General features: G+C 40.6%; 23 protein-coding genes and 2 tRNA genes. 13 read left to right on the top strand and 12 right to left on the bottom strand.

Translation table 11 applies throughout. From position 1 onward, the window contains the following. Window positions 1-389: 389 nt before the first annotated feature. A complete protein-coding gene (locus A6E04_RS00310; protein ID WP_017022856.1) occupies window positions 390-893 on the top strand; it encodes an FxsA family protein in 504 nt (167 codons plus the stop codon). An 80-nt stretch (window positions 894-973) separates the two neighbouring features. Here the strand turns inward: A6E04_RS00310 and A6E04_RS00315 are convergent, their stop codons facing one another. After that, on the bottom strand, window positions 974-2119 hold the full coding sequence (locus A6E04_RS00315) for a murein hydrolase activator EnvC family protein (RefSeq protein WP_023604496.1): 1146 nt from the start codon (window positions 2117-2119) through the stop codon (window positions 974-976). Between the two features lie 221 nt (window positions 2120-2340). On the opposite strand from A6E04_RS00315, the gene A6E04_RS00320 reads away from it, so the two are divergent. The 4 genes from A6E04_RS00320 to cysE all read left to right on the top strand — a co-directional run bounded on the left by A6E04_RS00320 (window position 2341) and on the right by cysE (window position 5414). Continuing rightward, entirely contained in the window at window positions 2341-2778 is a 438-nt protein-coding gene (locus A6E04_RS00320; protein WP_012551239.1) for a rhodanese-like domain-containing protein, read from the top strand. Window positions 2779-2905: 127 nt separating this feature from the next. Next, window positions 2906-3376, top strand: coding sequence for a protein-export chaperone SecB (gene secB / locus A6E04_RS00325; RefSeq protein WP_017022854.1), 471 nt, complete (start codon window positions 2906-2908; stop codon window positions 3374-3376). 166 nt (window positions 3377-3542) lie between these two features. Beyond that, entirely contained in the window at window positions 3543-4574 is a 1032-nt protein-coding gene (gene gpsA / locus A6E04_RS00330; protein WP_065609326.1) for an NAD(P)H-dependent glycerol-3-phosphate dehydrogenase, read from the top strand. Window positions 4575-4592: 18 nt separating this feature from the next. Continuing rightward, window positions 4593-5414, top strand: a complete 822-nt coding sequence (gene cysE, locus A6E04_RS00335; RefSeq protein WP_017022852.1) for a serine O-acetyltransferase — start codon at window positions 4593-4595, stop codon at window positions 5412-5414. 100 nt (window positions 5415-5514) lie between these two features. Here the strand turns inward: cysE and A6E04_RS00340 are convergent, their stop codons facing one another. From A6E04_RS00340 to A6E04_RS00350, 3 genes are all read right to left on the bottom strand, one after another. Then, window positions 5515-5994, bottom strand: a complete 480-nt coding sequence (locus tag A6E04_RS00340; RefSeq protein WP_065609310.1) for a tRNA (cytidine(34)-2'-O)-methyltransferase — start codon at window positions 5992-5994, stop codon at window positions 5515-5517. 95 nt (window positions 5995-6089) lie between these two features. Further along, the gene (cpxA, locus tag A6E04_RS00345; protein WP_065609311.1) at window positions 6090-7478 is read right to left on the bottom strand and encodes an envelope stress sensor histidine kinase CpxA; all 1389 of its coding nucleotides are present in this window, start codon (window positions 7476-7478) and stop codon (window positions 6090-6092) included. Between the two features lie 5 nt (window positions 7479-7483). After that, entirely contained in the window at window positions 7484-8167 is a 684-nt protein-coding gene (locus A6E04_RS00350) for a response regulator (RefSeq protein WP_017022849.1), read from the bottom strand. A 194-nt stretch (window positions 8168-8361) separates the two neighbouring features. On the opposite strand from A6E04_RS00350, the gene A6E04_RS00355 reads away from it, so the two are divergent. From A6E04_RS00355 to pfkA, 3 genes are all read left to right on the top strand, one after another. After that, window positions 8362-8868 carry a CpxP family protein gene (locus A6E04_RS00355; protein WP_065609312.1) on the top strand — a complete coding sequence of 169 codons (507 nt, stop codon included), beginning with the start codon at window positions 8362-8364 and terminating at the stop codon, window positions 8866-8868. 159 nt (window positions 8869-9027) lie between these two features. Then, the gene (gene fieF / locus A6E04_RS00360) at window positions 9028-9933 is read left to right on the top strand and encodes a CDF family cation-efflux transporter FieF (protein WP_012551231.1); all 906 of its coding nucleotides are present in this window, start codon (window positions 9028-9030) and stop codon (window positions 9931-9933) included. Window positions 9934-10151: 218 nt separating this feature from the next. After that, window positions 10152-11114: a 6-phosphofructokinase gene (gene pfkA / locus A6E04_RS00365; protein WP_012551230.1), complete on the top strand. Its 963-nt coding sequence runs from the start codon at window positions 10152-10154 to the stop codon at window positions 11112-11114. Between the two features lie 87 nt (window positions 11115-11201). Here the strand turns inward: pfkA and epmB are convergent, their stop codons facing one another. Then, window positions 11202-12224: an EF-P beta-lysylation protein EpmB gene (gene epmB, locus A6E04_RS00370; protein ID WP_065609313.1), complete on the bottom strand. Its 1023-nt coding sequence runs from the start codon at window positions 12222-12224 to the stop codon at window positions 11202-11204. 32 nt (window positions 12225-12256) lie between these two features. Here epmB and efp point away from each other — a divergent pair, with 32 nt between their 5' ends. Beyond that, window positions 12257-12823, top strand: a complete 567-nt coding sequence (efp, locus tag A6E04_RS00375; RefSeq protein ID WP_012551228.1) for an elongation factor P — start codon at window positions 12257-12259, stop codon at window positions 12821-12823. 191 nt (window positions 12824-13014) lie between these two features. On the opposite strand, the gene frdD is transcribed toward efp, so the two are convergent. Genes frdD through frdA form a run of 4 tightly spaced genes read right to left on the bottom strand, consistent with a single transcriptional unit; the run spans window position 13015 to window position 16329 of the window. After that, window positions 13015-13377, bottom strand: a complete 363-nt coding sequence (frdD, locus tag A6E04_RS00380; RefSeq protein ID WP_017022845.1) for a fumarate reductase subunit FrdD — start codon at window positions 13375-13377, stop codon at window positions 13015-13017. A gap of 11 nt (window positions 13378-13388) precedes the next feature. Continuing rightward, complete coding sequence (gene frdC / locus A6E04_RS00385) at window positions 13389-13772, bottom strand: fumarate reductase subunit FrdC (protein ID WP_012551226.1); 384 nt, start codon at window positions 13770-13772, stop codon at window positions 13389-13391. Window positions 13773-13774: 2 nt separating this feature from the next. Further along, window positions 13775-14518 (bottom strand): succinate dehydrogenase/fumarate reductase iron-sulfur subunit, encoded by a 744-nt coding sequence (locus A6E04_RS00390; protein ID WP_012551225.1) that lies wholly within the window; start codon window positions 14516-14518, stop codon window positions 13775-13777. Beyond that, window positions 14518-16329 carry a fumarate reductase (quinol) flavoprotein subunit gene (gene frdA / locus A6E04_RS00395; RefSeq protein ID WP_044583336.1) on the bottom strand — a complete coding sequence of 604 codons (1812 nt, stop codon included), beginning with the start codon at window positions 16327-16329 and terminating at the stop codon, window positions 14518-14520. The genes A6E04_RS00390 and frdA overlap by 1 nt, the downstream gene beginning before the upstream one ends. A gap of 407 nt (window positions 16330-16736) precedes the next feature. On the opposite strand from frdA, the gene epmA reads away from it, so the two are divergent. Further along, window positions 16737-17711 carry an elongation factor P--(R)-beta-lysine ligase gene (epmA, locus tag A6E04_RS00400; RefSeq protein WP_175365402.1) on the top strand — a complete coding sequence of 325 codons (975 nt, stop codon included), beginning with the start codon at window positions 16737-16739 and terminating at the stop codon, window positions 17709-17711. A 72-nt stretch (window positions 17712-17783) separates the two neighbouring features. On the opposite strand, the gene A6E04_RS00405 is transcribed toward epmA, so the two are convergent. The 3 genes from A6E04_RS00405 to rsgA all read right to left on the bottom strand — a co-directional run bounded on the left by A6E04_RS00405 (window position 17784) and on the right by rsgA (window position 20836). Beyond that, entirely contained in the window at window positions 17784-18671 is an 888-nt protein-coding gene (locus tag A6E04_RS00405; protein ID WP_023604502.1) for a DMT family transporter, read from the bottom strand. A 187-nt stretch (window positions 18672-18858) separates the two neighbouring features. Then, window positions 18859-19722, bottom strand: coding sequence for an archaetidylserine decarboxylase (asd, locus tag A6E04_RS00410; RefSeq protein WP_065609317.1), 864 nt, complete (start codon window positions 19720-19722; stop codon window positions 18859-18861). A 58-nt stretch (window positions 19723-19780) separates the two neighbouring features. Then, on the bottom strand, window positions 19781-20836 hold the full coding sequence (gene rsgA / locus A6E04_RS00415) for a small ribosomal subunit biogenesis GTPase RsgA (protein WP_065609319.1): 1056 nt from the start codon (window positions 20834-20836) through the stop codon (window positions 19781-19783). A 98-nt stretch (window positions 20837-20934) separates the two neighbouring features. On the opposite strand from rsgA, the gene orn reads away from it, so the two are divergent. The 3 genes from orn (at window position 20935) to A6E04_RS00430 (ending at window position 21830) form a co-directional block, all read left to right on the top strand. Next, the gene (gene orn, locus A6E04_RS00420; protein WP_017022840.1) at window positions 20935-21480 is read left to right on the top strand and encodes an oligoribonuclease; all 546 of its coding nucleotides are present in this window, start codon (window positions 20935-20937) and stop codon (window positions 21478-21480) included. A 144-nt stretch (window positions 21481-21624) separates the two neighbouring features. After that, window positions 21625-21700, top strand: a tRNA-Gly gene (locus A6E04_RS00425). Between the two features lie 53 nt (window positions 21701-21753). Beyond that, a tRNA-Met gene (locus A6E04_RS00430) sits at window positions 21754-21830 on the top strand. The last annotated feature ends 145 nt before the right edge of the window (window positions 21831-21975 follow it).

The following is a 21975-nucleotide window of genomic DNA, read 5'->3' on the forward strand; positions in this document are numbered from 1 at the left end:
TAATTATTGGATTCTTTCCAAGTGACCATGCCTGCGAGTAGAGTCCGTTCGTCAGAAGTGATCAATATCGTACCTGATGCCTTGTTTTGAAGTTATCATACACCTCTTTAGGGGTAAAAGTGTTAAGTTGATCACTTTTATAGTCTAGTTTTTGCAAAATATTTCAAATTGAGATAATGCTCTCATTAGTTGTTAATATCTTTACTTTATAGGTTATATAACTGCTACTTGAGTTAATGAAATTGATGGCTGTTTACATTCTTTTACAGTCTTTTTTCTTGAAAAGAGAGTTGATGTGCCGCATCTATTATAATAGAGAAAGAAAAAGTGAATAGGTCATAAGGCCTGCTACACTACGACTACTATATTGAACCCTATTGAGGTGAACCGTGTTTCCTATTTTATTAGTGATGTTTATTTTTGTTCCTATCATTGAAATTGCCTTATTTGTGCAAGTAGGAGGCATGATCGGAATGTGGCCGACGATTGCGTTAGTGCTAATCACTGCCTTTGTTGGGGCATCTCTGGTTCGTAGCCAAGGCATTCAAACGTTAATGTCTGTTCAATCAAAAATGCAGCAAGGTGAATTGCCAGCACAACAAATTGTTGAAGGCGTTATGCTTGCCGTATCTGGTGTTTTATTACTGACTCCCGGCTTTATGACGGATGCGTTAGGAATGTTGATTTTATTACCAGCCCCACGTGCAATGCTTGCAAAACAAATCATGAGTCGTGTAAAAGTGAATGGCCTTGGTGGTTCGCAAGGTGGCTTCCATGCTGGTTTTGGTCAACATGACCCATTTGGTCAAGCGAATCAGCAGGATCAACAGGGCGATGTGTTTGAAGGTGAGTTTCAACGTAAAGAAGACGATCCGAATAAAACATTGAAATAATGAAATAAAAAAAGCCGCGTTATCACTCTCTATAAATAGACGTCGATAACGCGGCTTTTTTAATGGATAAATTTTTTCTATTAGCGTCTTAACCAAGAACGAGGGTTTTGTGCTTTACTGTTACGACGGATTTCAAAGTACAATGAAGGTCTGTCTTGACCACCACTATCACCAACCACCGCAATGGTTTCTCCTGCTTTCACTTTATCGCCTTCTTTCTTCATTAAACTTTGGTTGTAACCATATAGCGTCATGTCACCTTTACCGTGATCAATCAATACCATCAAGCCATAGCCACGTAACCAATCAGCAAAGACCACTTTACCAGAGTAGACCGCTTTTACGGGTTGGCCGTAATCACTCGCAAGAACCATTCCTTTCCAGGTTAATTGTCCGGTTTGTTTAGTACCAAAGCTGTGCAATGTTTTTGCACCACTCACAGGCCAAGGTAGACGACCTTTTTGACGGGCTAATCCATCCATCGGTACATTGTTTTGAGCTTTTGCTTTTGCGATGGCAACTTTTAAACGTTTTTCATTTTGTTGAAGCTCATTTAAGTATCCGTTTTCGTTTGAAATACGTTTTTTGATACTTGAAACGGTTTGTTGACGTTTATTCTGAGAACCTTGTAGGGTCGATTTCTCTTTTTTATATTGAGCGACTAACTCACTTTGACGCTGCTGCTGCTTAATGAGGGCAGCTTCTTTTTCCTCAAGTTGTACGGTTGTAAATTCAAGTTGAGAAATAGCGCCGACACGAGCTTCTGATAATCGTTGTGCATATTGAGTCATGCGGTCAACTTTTGTCACGTCATCACCACTGAGAACGTTAGACAGTTGATTATTTCGACTGATGAGATAATAGTTAACGAGCAGGTCTTTGAGTACTTCTGTCTGTCCAATCTGTTGTTGAGTCAATTCAGATTGTTGTTGCTTAAGTGTCGTTATCGATTGTTTTAGGCTTGATAATTCACTTTCTGCGTTACGGATTTTAGTCGAGGCACTCGCAATAGAGACTTCGTGTTTTTTAAGACTTCTTTGAAGGCTAGATAACTCTTTTTTCTGTTTGTTTAATACTGTGCTTTGACGAGATATTTCTTGTTTCATTCCTTTTAACTCTGCGTCATTTGCATGGGCAGTCGCAGGGATTGAAATCATCAGGCACAGTAAAGCTGTCGTACAGAATTGACGACAAGAAAAAGGCTTAGTTAAAGAGTATATGTTCATCGTTGCATTATTTCAGATAGAGGGGACTCTGACTAGGCAGAGTTGGTGTTTGGTCTCAATTGTAAAACCAATATCACAGCATTTTCTTTGTATAACGCTGTTTCTTTATCCTTACTAGTCTATGAAGATACGCTAAGGTATACTTTCGCCTTAATTTTAGAGCCCATGGTAATGATGATATCTTATGATACTGAGTTGCCTTAAAAATCAGAGAATAGAATATGGAAACGTCAATCATCGATTTTGTAACCAACAACATGATTTTAGCTGTTGTATGGATTGGTATTGTTGTTGCGTTACTTCAGAACGTAGTTAAACAAAAAACAGCGGGCTACCAAGAAGTTGATTCAGCACAAACAACAACGTTAATGAACCGTGAAAACGCGATCGTTGTTGATGTTCGTTCTAAAGACGAATTCAAATCAGGCCACATTACGGATGCACGTCACATTTTACCAAGCGACATCAAAGCGGGTAACTTAGCAGGTCTTGAAAACTCAAAAACTACCCCAATTATTGTTGTATGTAAGACGGGTCAAACAGCTCAAGCTGCTGCAAATGATTTGCATAAAGCAGGTTTTGAGCAAGTTAAACTGCTTAAAAACGGTTTGATCTCTTGGAATGAAGCTAACTTACCGTTAGTTAAAGGCAAAAAGTAATTGTCGAATTCCTAGACAACTAATTCATTTTGATGTGATATCTGGCTCATTTTTTGGATATTACGAATGCAGAGTGGCATGACATCGTTATTCTGCGTTCATACTTATTGATATAAAGGACTTTCCCATGGCTGAAGCAGCACAACAAGAACAACAAAACTTTGCAATTCAACGTATCTTCTTAAAAGATGTTTCTTTTGAAGCGCCTAACTCTCCAAACATGTTCCAAAAAGAGTGGAATCCAGACGTTAAACTGGATCTTGATACTCAAAGTCGTGAACTTGGTGAAGGTGTTTACGAAGTAATCTTACGTTTAACTGTAACGGTTAAAAACGAAGAAGAAACTGCATTCTTATGTGAAGTTCAACAAGGTGGTATCTTTACTGCTGGTCAAATGGAAGAAGCTCAGCTAGCACATTGTCTAGGTGCATTCTGCCCGAACATTCTTTTCCCATACGCTCGTGAAACGATCTCTAGCCTAGTGGTTAAAGGTACGTTCCCACAACTTAACCTTGCGCCTGTTAACTTTGACGCATTGTTTATGAATTACCTACAAAACCAAGCTTCAGAAACTGCAGAAGCACCCGCTGAAGCGTAATTTTTGAAGAAAACCAGTTAATGATTTTTTCACTATTGACTGATTTGTAGAGAATAAATGCACTTTTTTATCTAATATGGTTTCTATATCTTCTATAGCTCCTATATTTTGATAACAAGTGCATTTTGTTTTTATTACCCTAGTATCTTTTGATACCAGTTTTTGGATGGTCACAATGACAACACAAAACGATTACTCTGATATTTCTATGACCGTACTTGGTGCCGGTTCTTATGGTACATCGCTGGCAATTTCGTTAGCTCGTAATGGCGCAAAAGTCATTTTATGGGGACACGAGAAAGCGCATATGGATCGTTTAGACGCTGATCGTGCGAATGAAGAATTTCTGCCTGGTGTTGTTTTTCCACCGTCATTATTTATGGAAACTGATTTAGAAAAAGCCGTTCAAGCAAGTCGTGATTTATTGGTGGTTGTGCCGAGTCATGTGTTTGGATTAGTGCTAGGTAATGTGAAACCGTTTCTACGTGAAGATTCTCGCGTATGTTGGGCGACAAAAGGGCTTGAGCCTGAAACAGGTCGTTTATTAAAAGAAGTGGCAGTAGAAGCATTGGGTGAATCACACTCTTTGGCTGTCTTATCTGGACCTACTTTTGCTAAAGAACTTGCTTCTGGTATGCCAACCGCGATTGCTGTGGCGTCTCCTGATAAGCAATTTGTGAAAGATCTTCAAGAGAAAATTCACTGTTCAAAAACGTTCCGTGTGTATGCGAATAATGACTTCACTGGAATGCAACTTGGCGGTGCTGTGAAAAACGTGATCGCGATTGGGGCAGGTATGTCTGATGGCATTGGTTTTGGTGCAAATGCACGTACGGCATTAATTACTCGTGGCTTGGCAGAAATGACCCGTTTAGGTGTGGCATTAGGCGCAGAAGCGGAAACCTTTATGGGGATGGCTGGTCTTGGTGATCTTGTTCTGACTTGTACCGATAATCAATCACGTAACCGTCGTTTTGGTTTAGCGTTAGGTAAAGGTGGTGATGTTGATAGTGCACAAGAAGAGATAGGCCAAGTAGTCGAAGGCTATAGAAATACCAAAGAAGTATTTTTACTTGCAGAACGTATGGGTGTTGAAATGCCTATAGTTGAGCAAATTTATCAAGTATTGTATCAAGGGAAAGATGCAAGAGTTGCTGCGCAGGATTTATTAGCACGCGACAAAAAATCAGAATCGTAATTCAAGGATGGTATGAAGATGAATGAATGTAAGAAACACAAAGTATGGGAAAGAATTGTTCAGGAAGCGCGCGAGCAATCTGAGCAAGAACCCATACTTGCAAGCTTTTATCATGCCACCATCATTAAACATGAAAATTTAGCGGCGTCGTTAAGTTACATTCTTGCGAATAAATTAGCCACGGCTTCAATGCCTGCAATGGCGGTTCGTGAAGTGGTGGAAGAGGCGTTCGCCTCCGACCCAAGTATTACGGATGCGGCCGCGTGCGATATTTGTGCGACGGTAACTCGAGATCCTGCGGTTTCAATGTACTCAATGCCTTTATTGTACCTAAAAGGTTATCACGCGCTGCAAGGTTATCGTGTTTCAAACTGGCTATGGAAACAAGGACGAATAGCGTTAGCAACCTACTTACAGAATGAAATTTCTGTTGCATGCCAAGTGGATGTTCACCCTGCGGCTACCATTGGTAAAGGGATCATGTTTGACCATGCTACGGGCATTGTTATCGGCGAAACGGCTGTGGTTGAAAACGATGTTTCTATCCTTCAAGACGTAACGCTAGGTGGTACTGGCAAAGAGTGTGGTGATCGTCATCCTAAGATTCGTCAAGGGGTTATGATTGGTGCAGGCGCTAAGATTTTAGGTAATATTGAAGTTGGTGTCGGTGCGAAGATTGGTTCGTGTTCTGTTGTGCTTCAAGCGGTTCCACCTCATACGACAGTGGCAGGGGTTCCGGCCAAAATCGTGGGGCGCCCTAGTTCAGAGATGCCGTCTCTAGATATGGATCAACAATTTAATGGTAAGTCTCAGACGTTTATGTCTGGTGATGGTATTTAATCTCTGATTAAGTTAATTCATTTTATTACTTGTTTATATCGACAAAAAATAGCCACTTAATCGTGGCTATTTTTGTATTTGAACCGTGGGAAACGAAAAGCTATAGTCCGCCTTCAAAGCCCATTTGACGCCATGCTTCAAACACGATGATGGCCACTGAGTTTGATAAGTTCAAACTGCGACTGTCTGCCATCATAGGTATACGAATACGTTGCTCCATTGGTAAGCCATCAATTAAGTCTGCGGGTAAACCACGAGTCTCAGGGCCAAACAATAGAACGTCCCCTTTTTGATAGCTTGGTGTCGTATGGTGACCTGTTGTTTTGGTGGTACAAGCAAAAATACGGTGCTCGCCTTCACTTTCATTTTCTAAGTAATCAAGAAACGCCGCATAATCTTTATGGCGTTTTACATGAGCTAAATCGTGGTAGTCCAATCCTGCTCGGCGTAATTTTTTTTCTTCTAGATCAAAACCTAATGGTTCAATTAAGTGCAAGTTGGCACCGCAGTTCGCAGACAAACGAATAATGTTACCTGTATTTGGTGCAATTTCAGGTTCGTATAGTGCAATTTCAAACATAATGTTGTCTTAATAAAATAGAAAGTGGTGTCAGTATATCCATGGTGTGTTTATCTTTCATCCACTTTTGAGAGAGATAGGCATCTACCTCTAAATTAATGAGATATCGGTAAAGATATTGTCATTCGTAATCCACCTAGAGGACTTTTACTCGCGAGTATTGTCCCGTTGTGCTGGCGAATCGCACTTTCTGTTATTGCGAGTCCCAAACCAGTGCCGCCGCTACTTCTATCACGGGCGGTAGATACTCGGTAGAAAGGCTTGAAAATGTCTTGTAGCTCATCATCGGGAACCCCTTCGCCATTATCATCCACGTGAATGGTGATGGTTTTTTGGTTTTCCGTTAAATTAATAGTGATGATGTCATTGCCATACTTAATGGCATTTCGAATCACGTTTTCTACCGCACTCATTAACAGATTTGGATTACCAAAAACGGCGATTTCTTCAAGGCCCGAATAAGTAAGATTTTTGTTTAAGTGTTCCGCTTCAAATTTTGCGTCTTCTAAAATATCAAACCACAGTGAGTACGCGTCTGTTTCTTCTCGTTCTTGATGGCTATTTACTTGAATTCGAGACAACTCTAATAGTTCCGATATCATTTGCTCAAGACGCTCTGCTTCCATATCGATACGTGATAATTCTGAGCTTTCCCCTTGTTTTCGAGTGGCAAGCGCGGTTGCCATTCGTAGTCGAGTCAGTGGGGATCTCAGTTCGTGAGAAATATCAGATAATAAGCGCTGTTGCCCAGAGATCATGGTATTTAATGAGCCGACCATTTGATTGAAGCTTTGTCCTGTTTTTCTGAATTCTTTAGGCCCTTTTTCTAAGCGTTTATCTTGTTCAAACTGACCTTTAGCAACGCGTTCAGCGGCTTTTTGTAATCGTCTTGCTGGTTGGCTTAATGCCCATGCAAGCCAAAGCAGAAAGGGGGTACTAATTAGCATGGTGACAAGCAGTAATTGTATTGGTCTATCAAGAATTCGAAGAATAAAAGGGGGAGGCTTTTTCCAATAGCGTCCGACGTACATATAAACCGTTTCTTTTGCGATAACGATATCAAATGGGCCTGCCATCATGGTTCTTGCATACAATTTCTGTTGTGGAAGCTTGGGATCATCCGATAAAGTTAAGAAATTCAATAAGGCTTTTTTTCTGCCTCGTAATTCTTTGGGTTTATCTAATATTTCGCCTGTTGGGGTAGTAAAAAACAGAGAGAGGCTCTCGTCGTGATTGTGTGCTTTGTGGCTGATCTCTTTTAATGTGGCTTTAAGATCATCACTCTCTGAGTATTTCCCTGTAATATAAGCCGCAATTTGGGTCATTTTACTGAGGTGATCGGCGGCAATATCATGGCGAGCACGAGGATCAAAATTGGGTCCAATGACTACGCCGATCAGAACAAGTAACAGTGTCAGCCAAAAAATGGCAAAAATACGGCCATAAAGACTAGAGAGTAGGGGAAAGGTTAGGTACTTTTTCACCTTATTTATTCCTCAACAAATAAGTAGCCACGACCACGCAGTGTTTTAATTCGTGGTTTTCCTTCAGCTAATGGAGGCAGTTTTTTTCTGAGGTTAGAGACGTGCATATCAATTGCGCGATCAAAAGGCGCAAGGCGTTTTCCTAATACTTCTAAGCTTAATTCTTCTTTTGAAATAATGGAACCTGGGTTTTGTATAAATTGAGCCAGTAACCCAAATTCTGTGCCTGTCAGATCAAGTAATTCCCCATGGCTGTAAGCTTCTTGCTTGCCTATAAATATCTCAATACCTTGATATTTAATGCCATTAGTGTGATTTTCTTTTGCTTTACCTTGAGTGCGACGCAAGATTGCTCTAATTCGAGCAAGTAGCTCTCTATCACTGAACGGCTTTGGTAGGTAATCATCTGCGCCTAACTCGAGGCCGATCACTCGATCAATTTCTTCGCCCTTAGCGGTCAGCATCAATACGGGAGTTTCGTTGGTTTCTCTCAGTTTACGTAACATGTCCATGCCGTTCATTTTAGGCATCATGATATCAAGTAAAATAAGGTCAAGATCATCGGTAATGGCGTTTAATCCCTCAATACCATTATTGGCTTCAACAACGGTGTAGCCTTCTAAGTTTAAAATATCTTTTAATAATGCGGTTAGCTCTACATCATCATCAACCAATAAAATCTTTGCCATTATTATTCACCTGAGTTATCTCTTATGGTCTTAGTATCGCCAAATATGGCGATGAATACCAATGTTGAAAATCACCTTTACGTTGATTTACGCATCAAGCACACAGCTTTACTTTACGTAAGCTATTATTACTCCATACCAAGCAGCAAGGCGCTGCCATTGACCGTAATACTATCTATCGTGGAGATAACATAATGAATATGATTAAAAAATTAGTTTTAGGTGCTGTTGTTCTGCCTCTTTCTTTAGCGTCGGCTTCTGCATTCGCTGCTGGTGGTAGCCACCATGAAGGCGGAATGAAAGGTAAAGGCATGCATGGCGAAGGTATGCACGGTGGCAAGTGTATGATGAAAGCCAATAAAAAAGCGTTTAAAGAATTAGATTTAACCAATGCACAAGAAGATAAATTAGATAAAATGCGTGATGATCGTAAAGCAGAACATAAAGCAAAAAAAGGGGAGAAACGTCAACCTACTGCTGAGATGAAAGCTGACCATGAAGCAATGCAAAATCTTATTTTAGCGGACAACTTTGATGAAGCGGCTGTTCGTAATCTAGCCGAGAAAATGTCAGAAAAACAAATTGATCGTCGTGTTAATATGATGAAAAAACGCCATGATATGATGAATATTTTAACACCAGAACAAAAAACAGAATTCAAAGCGAACCAAGATAAATACACGGCAGATTGCGCTAAATAATTACGCGAAATCTTAAGTAAATTAAAGCGAGTCTTTATGAATAATAAAGGCTCGCTTTTTTATTGCTTTCATTTTGTTAGGTATTTATTAACAAATGGAATAACGGTCAGCGAATTAAATCTTTATACTAGAGGATGATTTGTAAGTAATGGAAGAAACATGACTAAAAAATACGCCTCCTTAGTAACCATGGCCGCTTGGCTTGCAACGATTGTTGCGACTATCTTAATGTTAGTAAAGTTAGGAACATGGTGGGTTACCGGCTCAGTAAGTTTATTGGCGTCTTTGGTTGATTCATTACTTGATATGGCAGCATCTATCACCAATTTATTGGTTGTGCGTTACGCGCTTCAGCCACCAGATGAAGAACACAGCTTTGGGCACGGTAAAGCGGAATCACTGGCGGCATTAGCACAAGCGATGTTTATTTCGGGCTCGGCGTGTTTTTTATTGTTGAATGGCGTAGAGCGTTTCTTCCGCCCTCAAGACGTAATAAACCCTGAATTAGGTGTTTATGTGAGTGGTTTTGCCATCATATTGACCTTTGGGCTTGTCATGGTTCAGCAATGGGTCGTTAAGCAAACAGGAAGCCAAGCGATTGCTGCGGATTCATTGCATTATAAAACCGATCTTTTTATGAACGCGGCCATTATGTTGGCGCTTGCGTTAAGCTGGTATGGTTGGCATGAAGCGGATGCTATTTTTGCTTTGATTATCGGCATTTATATATTGATCAGTGCGTTTAGAATGGCGTATGAAGCGATTCAGTCATTGCTTGATAGACAATTGCCGATTGAAGAGTTAGAGCAGATAAGAGAAGCGTGTTGTCGTGTTGACGGGGTAAAAGGTATTCATGATTTGCGTACGCGTTTAGCCGGACCAACTCGATTTATTCAATTGCATTTAGAGTTGCCAGATCAAATGCCATTAGTCGAAGCGCATATTATTGCAGATAAAGTGGAAGACGAACTTTTAACAGTATTTCCACATTCTGACATTATAATTCATCAAGACCCACTTTCAGTTGTGCTAGACTCAGGAAAAGATCAAACACAGATCCAGTAAGAATTAGTAGTATTATTAGCAATTATTGTTTTTTCGTAACAGAAAAATGAAATAGTCGTGATTGATTCTGATGTGAATCAACGAACTTTTTCAGTAAAATGGTAATACTCTTACATAAGAAAAAAAATTACAGATTATTAATGGCGAGTTGGTTAGGGAGTCGACTTGCTGTATTAAAAATTGAAATTGTCATTCCCAACCATATTTAGAGGGTAACCATGGTCAAGAAGATTGGTGTTTTAACAAGTGGTGGCGATGCGCCGGGTATGAATGCTGCAGTTCGTGGTGTTGTTCGTACAGCCTTAACGCAAGGTTTAGAAGTATTCGGTATTCATGATGGCTACTTAGGTCTTGTTGAAGATCGTATCGAGAAATTAGAGCGCCATAGCGTATCTGATATGATCAACCGCGGCGGTACATTTTTAGGTTCAGCACGTTTTCCTGAATTTAAAGAAGTGGCTGTTCGTGAAAAAGCGATCGCAAATCTTAAGAAACACGATATTGATGCCTTAATTGTTATCGGTGGTGATGGTTCTTACATGGGCGCTAAGAAGTTAACTGAGATGGGTTACCCATGTATCGGTCTTCCTGGCACTATCGATAATGATATTGCGGGTACTGACTACACAATTGGTTACTTAACGGCATTAAACACCGTTATTGATGCGATTGACCGTTTACGTGATACATCGTCTTCTCACCAACGTATTTCTATTGTAGAAGTTATGGGTCGTCACTGTGGTGATTTGACTTTAATGGCTGCAATTGCTGGTGGTTGTGAATATGTAATTACACCTGAAACGGGGTTAAACAAAGAAGCATTAATTCAAAATATCCAAGACGGTATTGCGAAAGGTAAGAAACACGCAATCATTGCGATTACTGAATTGATGACTGATGTAAACGCATTAGCAAAAGAAATCGAAGCAGAAACAGGTCGTGAGACTCGTGCTACGGTTCTTGGCCACATTCAACGTGGCGGTCAGCCTGGTGCATTCGACCGTATATTAGCGTCTCGTATGGGTAATTACGGTGTTAAGTTGCTTGTTGAAGGTCATGGCGGTCGCTGTGTTGGTATCCAAAATGAACAACTTGTTCATCACGATATTATCGATGCGATTGAAAACATGCGTCGCCCTGAGAAGCTAGAACTTTATAAAGTAGCGGAAGAGTTATTCTAATTTAGAATACTGTTAAGTTATAAAAGAAAAACCGAAGTATAAGCTTCGGTTTTTTTATATCTGGAAAATAGGTCGATTTATATCGCTCTATTCTAAATATAAGTCGAGTGGTGTTTTGCTTTTTCGGCCACCAATCTCTCTTGCTAGTGTTGGTACAAGATAACCTGACACGTTTTCTATTAGCTCTGCCATTAATTCTTTCGCTTTTTCATCAGAGACAAAGAAATGTGCAGCACCTTGCACTTTGTCTAACACATGAAGATAGTAAGGTAAGATCCCTGCATCAAATAGCGCTTCACTTAAATTAGTTAAAGCCTCCGATGTGTCGTTAATGTCTTTTAGTAATACGCTTTGGTTTAATAACGTGACGTTTGCTTGTTTTAGTTGCGTCATTTTATCTGTGAAATAGGGACTAATTTCATTGGCATGGTTGATGTGCGTAACCAAAATAACTTGAAGTCGAGTCTCTGCACATAGGCGACACAATGTATCCGTAATTCGATTCGGAATGACAACAGGCAAACGGCTGTGAATACGAAGGCGTTTAATATGCGGTACTTTGTCGAGATGTTGAATTAACCATTCAAGTTCATGGTCTTTTGCCATCAAAGGATCGCCACCAGAAAGAATCACTTCATTGAGCTCAGGGTGCGCTGCAATATAGTTGATGGAATTTTGCCAGACTGATTTTCTGCCTTTATTATCTTCATAAGGAAAATGGCGACGGAAACAATAACGACAATTTACCGCGCAGCCCCCTTTCAATATTAGTAATACGCGATTTTTGTATTTATGAAGAAGACCGGGTTGTTCGTTGTCTTGTTCGTCAAGAGGATCGGTGGAATATCCGTCATGTACTTCGAATTCTTGATCTAAAGGCAATACTTGGCGTAATAAAGGATCAAAAGGGTTGCCAAACTCCATTCGATCGACAAAACTTGTCGGCACACGTAACGCAAATAACTTTTTCGCTTCTAATCCTTTCTCCCAAGGCGAGCTATCAATCCCTAGAGTTGAAAGCAGTTGATGAGGATCTGAGATCGCATTTGAGATCTCTTTGAGCCAGTTTTGCTCAACAGGAGCGTCATTTCGGGTTATTATGTGTGACATTATTTATAACTCAACGATGTTAAGAGGAAATCATGGCGTCAGTAAGTACCAATGAATTCAAAGGCGGTTTGAAATTTATGTTTGATAACGAGCCATGCTCAATTATCGACAATGAATATGTTAAACCTGGTAAAGGCCAAGCATTCAACCGTGTAAAACTTCGCAAATTGCTTTCTGGTAAAACACTAGAAAAAACATTTAAATCAGGTGAAAGCTTTGAGCTTGCTGATGTTGTCGACGTAGAACTTGACTACTTGTACAGCGATGGCGAATTCTTCCATTTCATGAACAGCGTAAGCTTTGAGCAAATCGCTGCTGATGTTAAATCGGTTGGTGACACGGCTAAATGGTTAGTAGAAAACAACACTTGTACTGTGACTCTTTGGAATGATAATCCAATTACAGTGACACCGCCAAACTTTGTTGAGATTGAAGTGACTGAAACAGATCCAGGTCTGAAAGGTGATACTCAAGGTACAGGTGGTAAACCAGCTACATTAGCAACAGGCGCTGTTGTTCGTGTTCCGCTATTCATCGCTATCGGTGAAGTAGTTAAAGTTGATACCCGTACGGGTGAATACGTAGGTCGTGTGAAGTAATATCAAGTAGTCTTGGTATTTATACCAACCTAAATAGGTATGTGATTAACTACTTATCCAGATTGGTACTACACGTCAGAAAAAGGTCACTTCGGTGGCCTTTTTTATTATCTAGTCGATATCATTTGGTATTACAGATACAAAAAAGGTTGGCATGATAGCCAACCTTTTTTTATTTATCTAAATTCAGATTAGATCATAAAGATAAACACAACAGAAAGAACGGTTGCTAGTGCTGCCGTAGCATAACAAGCGATTTTTCCTGCTGTTCCTGTGTGGAATTTAAGATCGTGCATACCATGGTGTACACGGTGCATTGCATGCCACATTGGCATTGAGATTGAACCAATCACAAATAATGCACCAATGATGCTTGTTACAAAACCAGCAACACGTAGGTAGTTCATTGATTCAGGACCGATCACGCCAAGTGGTACTAAAATACCAAGAACAAGGATTGTTACTGGTGTTAGCATTGCAAACCAAGTGCCGCCAGCACCGAATAAGCCCCACCATACAGGTTCGTCAGAACGCTTTGGATTAAGATTTACCACGATAACTCTCCTTAAACGATAACCAATACAAGTAATGTAATTGCTGCAACAGCAGCCCATTGTGCAAGCACAACCACTTTTTTATCTAGTGTTTTACCACCCAGACGAATCGGCATTACTTGCGGCATCATGCTAAAGAAAGTTTGAGCATGGAATAAGCTACCCGCTAAAGCAACAATGTTCAAAGCAACCACAATAGGGTTTGCCATGAAATCTAACCATGAAGCCCAAGCCAGTGGACCTTTTACTAAACTACCTAAACCAACAAGCAGACAGATAGTAAAGAAAATCAATGGAAGAATGGTTGCTTCACGAACCATGTAAAAACGGTAGAAAGGGTGATCTTTCCACCACGTACGTGTCATTTCGCGAACGTAAGGTTTACGGTTGCTCATCCTTATGCCTCCTGAGGTTTAAGCATTGCGATAAGAAAGTCTTGAGATGATGCGATCTTACCTTGGTTTACTGCCGCAGCAGGGTCAACGTGTTTTGGACATACTTCAGAACAGTAACCCACAAACGTACAACCCCATGCGCCATTGTCGCCATTAATTAATTTCATTCGTTCCGCAGAACCATGGTCACGGCTATCAAGATTATAACGATGCGCCATTGTTAACGCAGCAGGGCCAATGAATTCTGGATTAAGACCAAATTGAGGACAAGCAGCGTAACATAGACCACAGTTGATACAACCAGCGAATTGTTTGTATTTCGCCATTTGCTCTGGAGTCTGGTTATTTGGTCCTTGCTCTGGTGTTAAGTCATTACCAATGATGTAAGGTTTAATTGCTTCTAAACGCTCAATGAATGGCGTCATATCAACAATTAGGTCTTTCTCAATAGCAAAGTTTGCTAATGGCTCGATAGTTAACCCGTCTGGGTAATCACGTAAGAACGCTTTACATGCAAGCTTAGGTACGTTGTTTACCATCATGCCGCAAGAACCACAGATCGCCATACGACAAGACCAACGGTAAGACAGGTCTTTATCTAGGTTATCTTTGATGTAGCCTAATGCGTCTAATACTGATGTTGTATCATCACAAGGCACATCAAATGTTTGTAGATGTGGTTCTGAATCTGTCATCGGGTTATAACGCAGAATGTGTACTTTTTGGACTCTCTTGCCAGCTGTCATTATGCTTGCTCCTCTGCGTTTTTCGCCGCGGCAGCTTCTTCTGCTGCTGCTTTTTCTGCTGCTTCACCATATAGGCGAGCTTTTGGTTGAGATTTTGTGATGGTTACGCCACTGTACTTGATTGTTGGCGCTGCATCTTCGTTGTAATACGCTAATGAGTGTTTTAAGTAATTCACATCATCACGTTCTGTACAACCTTCATCTAAACGTTGGTGTGCACCACGAGACTCTTTACGTTGAATGGCAGAGTGAGCCATTGCTTCAGCAACTTCAAGGCCGTAACCCACTTCGATAGCGTATAAAAGGTCAGTATTGAATACTTTTCCTTTGTCTTTGATGCTGATGTTTTTGTAACGTTTTTTCAGCTCAGCCAGTTTATCAACCGTATCTTGCATTTCGTGCTCTTTACGGTAGATACCACAGCCCGCTTCCATTGAGTGACCCATTTCAGTACGGATATCAGCCCAGTTTTCATCGCCTTCTTGTGCTAGTAAAACATCAATGCGAGCTTCAACAGCTTCGATTTGAGTTTGGATAGAAGCATCGTTCCAAGTTGTGAATTCAGCGGCACGTTCAGCGGCTTTTTCACCAGCAAGACGACCAAATACAACAAGCTCAGCTAGAGAGTTTGAACCTAAGCGGTTTGCACCGTGAAGACCAACAGATGAACATTCACCAACCGCGAATAGGCCTTTGATGTTTGTTTCGTTGTTCTTATCCGTTTCAATACCACCCATGGTGTAGTGAACAGTAGGGCGAATTGGGATTGGTTCTTTAGCTGGATCAACGTTAACGTAAGCTTTTGATAGCTCACAGATAAACGGAAGACGCTCATTTAGGTACTCTTCACCTAGGTGACGAAGATCCAAATGCACTACATCACCCAGTGGGTGTTTAATAGTGTTGCCTTTTTGAAGTTCATGCCAAAATGCTTGTGAAACTTTGTCACGAGGACCCAGTTCCATGTATTTGTTCTTTGGCTCACCGATAGGTGTTTCTGGACCCATACCGTAATCTTGTAGGTAACGGTAACCATTTTTATTGATCATGATACCGCCTTCACCACGACAACCTTCCGTCATCAAGATACCAGTACCTGGTAAGCCAGTTGGGTGGTATTGAACGAATTCCATATCACGCAGAGGGATACCATGACGATACGCCATTGCCATACCATCGCCAGTTACGATACCGCCGTTAGTATTACAGTGGTAAACACGACCTGCGCCACCCGTTGCTAAAACAACAGATTTTGCTTTGATACAGATAAGTTCACCTTCAGCCATGTGAATAGCAATCAAACCTTGAACTTGACCATCTTCAACAAGAAGATCGACAACGAAGTACTCATCATAACGATTGATCTGAGGGTATTTCATTGAAGTTTGGAACAGAGTATGAAGCATGTGGAAACCGGTTTTATCGGCAGCAAACCACGTACGTTCAACTTTCATACCACCAAAACGACGAACGTTAACTTCGCCATTTTCTTTACGGCTCCAAGGACAACCCCATTGTTCTAATTGAGTCATCTCGCGGTATGCATTTTTTACAAAGTATTCAACAACATCCTGTTCACACAGCCAATCACCACCACCAACGGTATCGTTGAAGTGATTGTCTAGTGTATCTTCTTCCTTGGTCACGGCTGCGGATCCACCTTCAGCGGCAACAGTGTGCGAACGCATTGGGTAAACTTTTGAGATTAGAGCAATGTTTAGCTCTGGGTTCGCTTCTGCTGCTGCTATAGCGGTACGTAGACCTGCACCGCCCGCGCCGATCACTGCAATATCTGTGGTTATAGTTTTCACAGTTATTCTCCGGGATAAAAGATAAAAAATTAAATTAATCATGCAAATATGATCAATTATGTGAATCTAGCCTGCTCATGTGACAAAAAAGAGCAAATAATAACTTAAAAATTCTGATGCCTATTCTAAGTGAGCTTTTAGAATAAAAATTGATATGGATAAAGTTTTGTAGTGCAAGTACCACTAATGGGGTGGTTTCTTGCGAATAATGTGATCTCCGTCAACTAGTTACAGCTGTTAATTTTGGCGTTAAATTGTAGGTAAGTTGTTGCTTTGTAAGTGATAATGATTCTTATCGGACGTGTATCCCCTTGAAGGTTAAGGGTATTTATAAAGTTAAAAAATAGGTAACCTTGAAATCGGTTATCAGGTATCATTTTGGATAAGTTTTTCTAATGTATAAAGTTATGACTAGTCAAAACTGGATGCCTAGCGCATCAATTGAACAATTACAGCAACGTGCTGATATCCTTGCTTTAATCCGATCATTCTTCTATGAGCGAAAAGTGATGGAAGTGGATACGCCGGCAATGAGTCATGCAACCGTGACGGATGTGCATCTTCATACGTTTCAAACTGACTTTGTTGGTCCGGGTTACGCTGATGGCGTACATCTGTATTTTATGACCAGCCCAGAGTTTCATATGAAGCGATTACTGGCGGCGGGCAGTGGTGCTATTTATCAAATTAATAAAGCATTTCGTAACGAAGAAGCAGGGCGTTTTCATAACCCTGAATTTACGATGTTGGAATGGTATCGCCCAGCGTTTGATCATCACCAATTGATGGATGAGATGAACGAATTGCTTAAACTTGTTTTAAAATGTGATGATGCTGAGCGAATGACGTATCAGCAAGCTTTCATTAACGTGCTTGGTGTTTGCCCATTAGAAGCGTCGATTGGTGAACTTAGAGCTGTTGCAGCATGTTTAGGCTTGTCTGACATCGCTGATGTCGAAGAAGATCGAGATACATTATTACAATTGCTATTTAGCATGGGAGTTGAGGAGAAAATAGGGCAAACGGTGCCTGTTTGTGTTTATGATTTTCCGGCTTCTCAAGCAGCGCTTGCTAAAATCAATCCTGAAGACCCTAGAGTTGCAGAACGATTTGAGGTGTATTTTAAAGGGATTGAGTTAGCGAATGGGTTTCATGAGCTCGATAATGCAAAAGAACAACTCGCTCGTTTTGAAGATGACAATGCGAAACGAAAATCAATGGGCTTAATTGAACAACCGATTGATTATCATTTGATTGCGGCATTAGAAGCAGGCTTTCCTGATTGTGCGGGTGTGGCGTTAGGCATTGATCGTTTGATCATGTTAGCGATGGGAGAAAAGCACATCGATCAAGTGATGGCTTTCCCTTTTGATAGAGCGTAATACCAATAAACAGAAGTGCTTGAGCATTAATTACATGGATTGGTATAACAACTGATACGGGTAATTAATGGATTAGCTAACGATAAGTCCAGTGCCAATTACCGCCAAACAAGCACCCAACCACGCAAAGCGGTTCGGTGCTTTTTTTGTGTATAGCCACAATAAAGGCAAAATGATAATCGGTGTGGTGGAAGAAAGTAAGGCAACCATGCCTACATTTCCTTCTTGTAAGGCATATAAGATTAATGTCATGCCGACGGTCATCGCCAGAAAGCCATTTAAGGCAACAATACCTAATATACGTAGATTAATCGGAGTAATAGGGCGTGAGATAGGTAAGTTAGTCATTCTTAATAGACTGTGGGCGCCAAAAGCTGAGGCCATTCGAATCGCTGAAGCAGCAATAGGGTCAGCACTGGTTAGCATCACAGGCTTTGCGATCACGCCACCAAGCGCTTGGCAAAAAGCGGCCAGTAAACCCAGTGCGATTGCGATCCAAATATTTCCTTTTACTTCCTCCCATGTATCTTGGTTATTTGTTTTTTTCCCAAAGAAAATAGCAATGGAGACGCCAGAAAATACAGAGATGGCACCGATAAGTTCCCACCCTTGTAAGGTTTCATTGAATAACCAATAGCCGAGAATAGCGGAAAATAAGGCATGGCAAGAAAAGAGTAATCCGGCTTGTCGAGGTCCCATACGATTAAAGCAGGCAAATAAGGCGGTATCGCCGATAAAAATACCGATTAATCCTGAGAGCATCATTGGGTATAGGTGTTCAGATTCAATTGATAGCCAACCCCCGGTAAACCACGCAAGGCTCGATAACATTATCGTGACACAACCCATGCGCCAGCGACTATAAGCGAATGCGCCAAGGTGGCGAGCGGGTGCAACGGAGATCATGCTCGATAGTGCCCATAGACAAGCTGCTCCGAGTGCTAGCCATTCATATCCCATTTCCATTCCATCGTGTGGTTTATCCCAATCTTTAGCTTATCTGAAGTTTGGTTTTGTTCAATAAAAGAATGAATCACTTATTTTCGACATATATTGCCATGAGAGAGGTTACTAGGAAGGGAGATGAATAGATAAAAAAATAGCGAACACAAGGTTCGCTATTTACTGCTTATTTTACAGAAGCTGATTATTTTGCAATGTGAGCAAATGGAGTACCTAAACGAGTTGGGACGCCATTTTTCATTGATTCATCAAAGGTAATTGAATTAGGAGCAAATAAGTTAATAACCGTAGAGCCTAATTTAAAGCGACCCATTTCCTCACCTTTCTTAAAGCAAATTACATCATCGCCAGAAAGTGGGTAGTGCCATGTTTTAACTGCGGGGCCAGTCGGTGGTGTAACCGTATCTGCCCATGTCGTTTCAATACTACCAACGATAGTTGCACCGACTAAGACTTGCGCCATCGGACCAAATTCAGTATCAAAAATACAGACAACACGTTCATTACGAGCAAATAAATTAGGAACGTTTTCTGCTGTTAATGGATTCACTGAGAATAAATCGCCAGGAACATAAACCATTTTGCGTAATGTCGCATCGCATGGCATGTGAACACGATGATAATCGCGCGGAGATAAATACAGAGTTGCGAATTCGCCACCCATAAATTCTTCCGCTAATTCCTCGTCGCCACCCAGTAACTCTTGAGCTGAGTAAACGTGACCTTTTGCTTGAACTAATTGGCCATCGGTAATTGGGCCAAATTGACTTACGCAAGCATCTGCAGGGTGAGAGATAACATTCTCATCGTCATTAATTGGGCGTGCGCCATCTTCTAATTCACGAACAAAAAAGTTATTGAATGTAGAATATGCTTCAGGAGCCGGGTTTTTAGCTTCGCTCATTTCAACGTTGTATTGTTTAATGAACCACTTAATTACCGCAGTTGTTAACCACCCCATTTTTGCTGATGCTAATTTGCCAGCCAAACGAGTAAGTGCATGTTTTGGAGTTAAATATTGTAACCCGATTTTTAAATTATCTGACACGTTGTTTGCCTACTAGTTATCAATTAAGGTAAATGTTACCACATCTTTACTTAGTTTATTAATCGGCTTTTCTGCTGCGAGAAAATTGGCGGTTCGCTTTATTTTCAGACATGCTTTCAATGATTCGGTGATAGCTATCAAAACGAAGTTTCGCAATTTTACCATTAGAGACGGCTTCTTGAAGAAGACAGCCTGGGTCATCTTTATGCGTACAGTCTCTAAACTTACAGCCACCAATAAAGTCTTTAAACTCGACAAAAGAGGCGGTAACTTCTTCTTTCTCTAAATGCCATAAGCCAAATTCACGAACTCCTGGGGAATCGATAAGATCGCCACCATGTGGGAAGTGATACAGACGAGCAGCAGTCGTAGTATGTTGACCAAGACCTGAGTTTTCAGAGACAGCGCCTTCCATAATTTCAAGTTCAGGCATTAATGCATTTACAACACTTGATTTACCAACACCAGATTGACCAACAAAAATATTAATATGATCTTTTAATTCGGCTTCAAGTTCTTGAATACCATAGCCCGATTCTTTACTGACAAATTTTACTTTATAGCCAATATCTTCATATAAACTCAGAATTTGTCTCACATCAATAAATTCTTTTTCAGAAAGTAAATCAACTTTGTTGAGGACAATTAATGGCTTTATTTTAAGTGTTTCAGAAGCGATTAAGTAGCGATCAATAATGTTAAGTGACAATTCAGGAAGAATAGAAGAAACAATCACCATTTGATCAACGTTGGCCGCCACGGGTTTAATACCATCGTAATAATCTGGGCGAGTTAGCATAGAGGTTCGTGGTTTTACCGCTTCAACAACACCTGAAATACCAGCAAGAATCTCAGTACCTGGACGCCAAATAACACGATCGCCAGAAACTAAGCTTTCGATACCTCGACGTAAATTACAACGATGTATTTCTTTGCTGTCTGGATCTTCGATATCCGCATGTTGACCAAAGCGAGTAATAACTAACCCTTCTTTAGCCGCTTCTAATGAAGATTCATCCCACTCGACAGTGGTTTTTATTTTTTCAATACGTTTGCTTTGATTTGAACGTACTCGGCGTACTTGGCCTTTAGTTAGTTTTTTCTTCTTTGCCACGAAATGATTTCACTTGTAGGTTGGCTTTCAGTTTTATGTTGAAAGATAAATCGGCCCGCGTATCATACCCTTTTTAGTTACAAAATAGGCAACTCTCTATGGCAATTAATGATCAAAACCTGATTTGGGTAGATTTGGAGATGACAGGCTTAGATCCTGAAACTCATAAAATCATCGAAATCGCATCCATTGTAACTGATGCTCAGCTAAATATTTTAGCAGAAGGGCCTGTTATTGCTATTCATCAATCAGAAGGTGAGTTGGCTAAGATGGATGACTGGTGTACCAATACACATACTAATAGTGGTTTGGTAGCGAGAGTAAATGCAAGCGAACATGATGAAGCGTCAGCCATTGAAGAAACAATTGCGTTTCTTGAAAAATGGGTACCAAAAGGTGTATCGCCAATTTGTGGTAACAGCATTGGCCAAGATCGTCGTTTTCTTTATAAGCACATGCCAAAATTGGAAGAATATTTCCATTATCGTTATGTTGATGTGAGCACAATTAAAGAGCTTACTCGCCGTTGGAAACCTGAAGTACTTGATGGCTTTGAAAAAACAGGGACACATTTAGCATTAGATGATATCCGTGAATCTATCGCTGAATTGAAGTATTACCGTAAAAATATCTTCACAATTTAACGAACTAGATCAATTTGATGGTTTGTTGAGCGAATTTTGCGGGTTTTAAAGAAATTTCGTTTTTTTTTCAAAATCCGCTTGCATCATCACGTTTTACTCGTATAATTCGCAGCCTCTGAACGAGGAGCTACTCCTTATCAGAATGCGACACTAGCTCAGCTGGTAGAGCGCAACCTTGCCAAGGTTGAGGTCACGAGTTCGAGCCTCGTGTGTCGCTCCAATTTCTTTTTGAAATTGGCTTAAAGTCTCATTGTACTTAACAATGCATCCGGACGCGGGATGGAGCAGTTTGGTAGCTCGTCGGGCTCATAACCCGAAGGTCGTAGGTTCAAATCCTGCTCCCGCAACCATATTTTGATTTAATGCTTTTATGGCGTTAATCATGTAATATTCGGTTCGATTGAAAGCTTCGCATTAGTTGAGGTTTCCAGAATCTGGTATTACGATATTTTTACTTACTAAGTAAAAATGGCATATAGTTTCATTGTACTTAAC

Origin of the sequence: Aliivibrio logei, assembly GCF_001691055.1 — a bacterium.
Taxonomy (GTDB): Bacteria; Pseudomonadota; Gammaproteobacteria; order Enterobacterales; family Vibrionaceae; genus Aliivibrio; species Aliivibrio salmonicida.

What these genes read in the sequence shown, in the direction of transcription:
- A6E04_RS00315 (WP_023604496.1), bottom strand. Translation starts at nt 2,119, where the DNA reads ATGAACATATACTCTTTAACTAAGCCTTTTTCTTGTCGTCAATTCTGT.
- A6E04_RS00320 (WP_012551239.1), top strand. Translation starts at nt 2,341, where the DNA reads ATGGAAACGTCAATCATCGATTTTGTAACCAACAACATGATTTTAGCT.
- secB (WP_017022854.1), top strand. Translation starts at nt 2,906, where the DNA reads ATGGCTGAAGCAGCACAACAAGAACAACAAAACTTTGCAATTCAACGT.
- gpsA (WP_065609326.1), top strand. Translation starts at nt 3,543, where the DNA reads ATGGTCACAATGACAACACAAAACGATTACTCTGATATTTCTATGACC.
- cysE (WP_017022852.1), top strand. Translation starts at nt 4,593, where the DNA reads ATGAATGAATGTAAGAAACACAAAGTATGGGAAAGAATTGTTCAGGAA.
- A6E04_RS00340 (WP_065609310.1), bottom strand. Translation starts at nt 5,994, where the DNA reads ATGTTTGAAATTGCACTATACGAACCTGAAATTGCACCAAATACAGGT.
- A6E04_RS00350 (WP_017022849.1), bottom strand. Translation starts at nt 8,167, where the DNA reads ATGGCAAAGATTTTATTGGTTGATGATGATGTAGAGCTAACCGCATTA.
- A6E04_RS00355 (WP_065609312.1), top strand. Translation starts at nt 8,362, where the DNA reads ATGAATATGATTAAAAAATTAGTTTTAGGTGCTGTTGTTCTGCCTCTT.
- fieF (WP_012551231.1), top strand. Translation starts at nt 9,028, where the DNA reads ATGACTAAAAAATACGCCTCCTTAGTAACCATGGCCGCTTGGCTTGCA.
- pfkA (WP_012551230.1), top strand. Translation starts at nt 10,152, where the DNA reads ATGGTCAAGAAGATTGGTGTTTTAACAAGTGGTGGCGATGCGCCGGGT.
- epmB (WP_065609313.1), bottom strand. Translation starts at nt 12,224, where the DNA reads ATGTCACACATAATAACCCGAAATGACGCTCCTGTTGAGCAAAACTGG.
- efp (WP_012551228.1), top strand. Translation starts at nt 12,257, where the DNA reads ATGGCGTCAGTAAGTACCAATGAATTCAAAGGCGGTTTGAAATTTATG.
- frdC (WP_012551226.1), bottom strand. Translation starts at nt 13,772, where the DNA reads ATGAGCAACCGTAAACCTTACGTTCGCGAAATGACACGTACGTGGTGG.
- A6E04_RS00390 (WP_012551225.1), bottom strand. Translation starts at nt 14,518, where the DNA reads ATGACAGCTGGCAAGAGAGTCCAAAAAGTACACATTCTGCGTTATAAC.
- epmA (WP_175365402.1), top strand. Translation starts at nt 16,737, where the DNA reads ATGACTAGTCAAAACTGGATGCCTAGCGCATCAATTGAACAATTACAG.
- A6E04_RS00405 (WP_023604502.1), bottom strand. Translation starts at nt 18,671, where the DNA reads ATGGGATATGAATGGCTAGCACTCGGAGCAGCTTGTCTATGGGCACTA.
- orn (WP_017022840.1), top strand. Translation starts at nt 20,935, where the DNA reads ATGGCAATTAATGATCAAAACCTGATTTGGGTAGATTTGGAGATGACA.